This is a genomic window from Acinetobacter sp. UBA2581 (assembly GCF_002339435.1).
GTDB classification, from domain to species: domain Bacteria; phylum Pseudomonadota; class Gammaproteobacteria; order Pseudomonadales; family Moraxellaceae; genus Acinetobacter; species Acinetobacter variabilis.
The window spans coordinates 1-4,549 of sequence record NZ_DDLD01000015.1 but is presented as its reverse complement, the minus strand read 5'-3'; the positions used below and the strand labels follow the sequence as shown (position 1 = coordinate 4,549).

Genomic DNA, 4,549 nt, shown 5'->3' with positions numbered 1-4,549 from the left:
AGTTCTGTTGCTTTAGCCTGTATATTTTTATGGCTACCTTTATAGGGTTAATTATGAACAGTAAATGTCAACAGACCCTAATCAAAATTATACTTAATGGGTATATATGTTGAGTTCAGCACAAAATATTGCACCTAATCCCAAGCAAAGTAACTACAAAATTTTAAAATTTTCTGGCTCATCCAAATTAAAAGGCACTACCCTAAGCTTTGCACCATTTGTATCTCTAAAACTAAAATGATCTAATGGCTGATCAAACTTTCTTGCTCGATACGGATATACCAAAATCACTTCACTCTCATGTTTCAGGTAATAGTGACTGTAAGCAAACATCTGCTGAATATCACTGTCCTTTAAGCCATAACGTCCGCCACGGTCATTTTGATTTATCAGTTTCCACTTAGTATCCAACACAATATTTTTTGCATTCGTTTGGGAGCGATCAATAAAAATATCTGGCTTCAACTTAAAGATCTTACTCTGTTGATGCTTACAAATATGTTCGGTTGAATGCTGTGTTTTCACCTGATATTCAGGTAATCCACGGCGCAAATGATAAGCCACAAAGTATTCAAAGAGCTTTTCCATCGGGAATAATAGACTCATGCCCCGCCATTCACCTTGTGTAGATACAGGCATGTACTCACCTAAAATCAATTCCGTCCAAGGTTTGATCTCAGCATATAGCGCAAGTAAGCGATCTGACTGCCATTGTCTAAAATCCTGCTGAATCTTTTGGCTTCGTGGTATTTCACTGGTCATCAACCTGAGTTCTTGGGCAAGTTTCCAATTGTTCGCATCTTTGGTCTTTTTACAAACGACTTCCAACGCTGTACGAATTAGACGGTTCTCAGGTCGATTGACCTCATAAACATCATGCTCAATCGGGAATATATGTTTCTTTGCAGGTGGCTGTCGCATATATTTCATATGTTGTAATTGCCCACGTAGAAACTTTTGTTCTTCTTGCACACGGTTATAGTCAAATCGTAAACCACGTTGCAATAAACGCTCAAATGACGCGAGGAACTGAGTAATAATCCATTCATGCAGAGGTTGTTTAAAACGATTTAGATTTGCACTCCCTGCCTCTCTATAAGGTAAGTGTAAGGATACACTCAACATTTTTTGTAGGAGTTTACGCTCTGCTAAAATAAGCTCTTGATCACTTGTTCCATTCAGCTCTACATGCTTCGGTAATATCTCTATACGTGTACCACACGGCGTTTCAATTACACCAACATACTGGTCTAGCTTTATCTTTCTACGTCCTGCAAGTTCAAAGACTCTTGCGCCATGCTTGGAAAAAGAAGCAGAGAGATCACACAGATGCTCAAATGCTTTTTCAGGAATATAAGCATGGTCTAAGCTTGAGGTAGGACAACCTTCATAAGCAACGCTGATGAAGGCATATTCTCTCACGGTAAAATCATGCATATAAATCCCCGATTAATGCTTGATGATTTTGCTAAAGCTTGTGATCGAATCAAAAGCCGTATCTACCAATTGCCACGTTTTCTGTTCTTCGAAGAACCCTTCTGGCTCACTATCTACATTTGGAAATAATACCGAGCGCTCAACAGCTTTAGGCTTCAACATGCCATTGGCATTTAACACCATATTGATTTTTGACCAATCATCAAAGAAGTACTCCTGAAGTTGAGGAATTATTTTTTGTTTGAAGATTAATGTTAAATTCTCAAGTGTTGGCTGTTTCTTCAAATTCATAAAGTTGGCATGACCAATACAATGATCACGGTCTAAAAGCACTTCAATACGTTGATTAATGACTTTTAACAGCTCACCAATATTCAGCCCTTCCACCTCAATTTCATTTAATAGCTCTGGCTTTGGGGGCATTTCAATAAAGGTAAACCGACGGCGCAAAGCAATGTCTAATCCTGTTAAAGAGCGGTCTGACGAGTTCATTGTGCCAATAATGTAGACATTACTTGGAACACAGAATTCTTCTTTTGAGTAGGGCAACGTTACCGATAACGCTTCTTCAGCACCTTGACGTTTTGTGTCTTCAATCAAGGTAATTAGTTCCCCAAAGATACGGGAAATATTCCCTCGGTTGATTTCATCGATGATCAATATGTAGGGTTTGTACTCTATATCTTGTTTTTCTTCTGAAAATTTAATTTTATCAGATAGCAAACTTACAATTGGTTTTATATAACTAGGCATTCCATAAGTTTCAAGTTTGACACCATTTAATAATTTTTTGATTGTATCTAAGCTTAAACTATAAGTACCTTTATTTACTGACTCCAACAAAAAACATTTTAGGGTTTTTCCACCCTCATATGTAATTTCATATGTTAAACCAGTTTTAGTTTTCAGTTGCAAAGGCTGTTCAGCTATTTCATTGCAAAAATTGGTGATCACCTCATCAATATTTGAATGAGGCAAATTTTGATTAAAGGCAATATCACAAATCTCTTTAAAAACACCGGGCTTAACATCATAGGTTAACTTTCCCACATCATTTGTTTCAGCCCGAATCCCTTCAACAAAGTCTTCATAACTAAAGCTTTGATGAAAAGTCACAAATTTGATCTGACCTTGCTCTTTGTATTGATCAAAACGTACTTTTAGCGCCGTGCGATCTTCTTTTTCTAAAACTTCGAGAGGTTTGTTTTCAAGAATGGATAAAGCATGGTTAATACTGTGAAAGGTTTTACCTGTCCCTGCTGCACCAAATAAAATGCGGTTTAAAGGTTGTTGATTCATGACTTCATCCATTAATTCTTTAGTTTGCTGTGTCTTTTGTTTGTTATCCAAATAGCCTTTTCTAACCATTGCAAAAAGTTTTTCCACATATGGGAAAAATGCTTGTTCACCACGATCTTTCAATAAAACTGGCAAAAACTCAGGAAGTGGTGATTTTGGATATAAGTGTTCATAACCAATTCGTTTGGTATTTACCTTACTCACGATAGGAATAACCAAAGGATCATTAAAATCTTGGTATAAAAATGCAATCATCCATTTCAGTCGTTTAGGGAACTGAATTGCATCAATTGCTTTTAAGTCACGGCGCTGAACGGCATCTACAATATTGAGTATTTCTTGTTTGAGCGTTTCAAATGCTAACTCTGCATTATCCCCTAGTCGTTTATGCCATGAATACGGCTTCTCATTATAATATTTATCATCCTTACCTAAGCTAATAGGCTCCCAGATATCAAAATAGTTAGCAAAGGTAGGATCCCCTTGGGTTGGGTCAAAACTGTCAATCTGAGCAATAAAGCAATTTGTGTTTTTCGCTTGATGATAATCCTCTATAGATAAGTTGTTTAAATTTTCAATTGGCCAAAGTTTTAAAAATTGCTGTACCTTTTTTTCAAGCGCCGTGGTCTGATCACCACTTTGTTCATACCAATCACAAAGCTTTTCTAAATCATCAAGCGTACTCACAATAATAGAATATGCTTTTTTGCCCACCATCATTGATTTTGCATGTGTAGACAAATGATGATTCCGCGTATCATCTTCTGAATAGGCTTTTTTAATTGGTAATTTAAGTTCTACTGGTGGCTCTGCATCACAGAAAATAACAGGCGTTTTTGCTTTTGGATCTAATGCCAACTCTCGACCTTGAGATGTCTTAAACGCTGCTATATGTTTAGTACTCGTATAGGTATTTGGATATCTATCGACTAGATAATCAATAGCATTTTTTGCATTAAAGTTTGTCGCCACTTTCTCAGCATATATGTCCCACAAGAACATATTTAACCAAAATATATCTGTTTGACCTGATTCAAGTTCTGCTTTTAATATCTCTCTAACTTGCTGAACTAGATATATATTCTGTACATACCAATTCTTCTCTCTGATTTCTTGAGGAAAATCTATGATTTGTTGAGCTGTTACATACTCAACGAATTGATGAAATTTATTCCGATCGACAATTGTGGAAACATCTAAAGTACATGAAGCACATGCTCGATTGAATAATAAAGGTCGCTTAGTACTGCCTAACTGAGCTAGTAATTGACTACCATAACTATGCAGTGCTTTATATGTCTCTTCATTAGGTTGTTGAATCAGTTTTTCTACAACATTAAGAAATTCCACATCCTGAATGATCTTATAAAATACTTCGTTTGCGAGATTTGATTGTCCTTTAGATGCAACCCCATTTGCATCATCTTTTAAAAGTTCACTTAAAAACTCGAAATCATTTTGAGCACTTAATTTGTAACCATTATTCAGCTTATGTTTTATTTCCTGTACCTTTTTGAAAGTACTTTCATAATCTTTACGCCAACCTTTTCCATCACCTGATTCAAGATATTCGTTGAACCATAGTTTTAGTATATCAGTACTCACAACACCCTCATTTCTTACAATCTATTTGTGTATATACGACAAAAATACACTTACTATATTTAACACATTTCAGTTTTAAGCTTTCTAGATCTTCAAGAACTTTTAATCAATATCCGCATCAGATTCTCTATATTTTGGCAATATTACTCATTAAAATTGGGTGGTGTATCAAAAAGTATGCTAAAAAAAAGCAGGTTGAATTTTGATA

Annotated in this window: 2 protein-coding genes; both read right to left on the bottom strand. The window is 35.8% G+C overall.

What is annotated here, in order from left to right; all coding sequences use genetic code 11:
- Positions 1 to 153: 153 nt before the first annotated feature.
- The gene (locus tag B3Q46_RS01485) at positions 154 to 1,437 is read right to left on the bottom strand and encodes an McrC family protein (RefSeq protein ID WP_286712943.1); all 1,284 of its coding nucleotides are present in this window, start codon (positions 1,435 to 1,437) and stop codon (positions 154 to 156) included.
- A gap of 12 nt (positions 1,438 to 1,449) precedes the next feature.
- On the bottom strand, positions 1,450 to 4,341 hold the full coding sequence (locus B3Q46_RS01480; protein ID WP_349677415.1) for an McrB family protein: 2,892 nt from the start codon (positions 4,339 to 4,341) through the stop codon (positions 1,450 to 1,452).
- Positions 4,342 to 4,549 lie beyond the last annotated feature (208 nt).

What these genes read in the sequence shown, in the direction of transcription:
- B3Q46_RS01485 (WP_286712943.1), bottom strand. Translation starts at nt 1,437, where the DNA reads ATGCATGATTTTACCGTGAGAGAATATGCCTTCATCAGCGTTGCTTAT.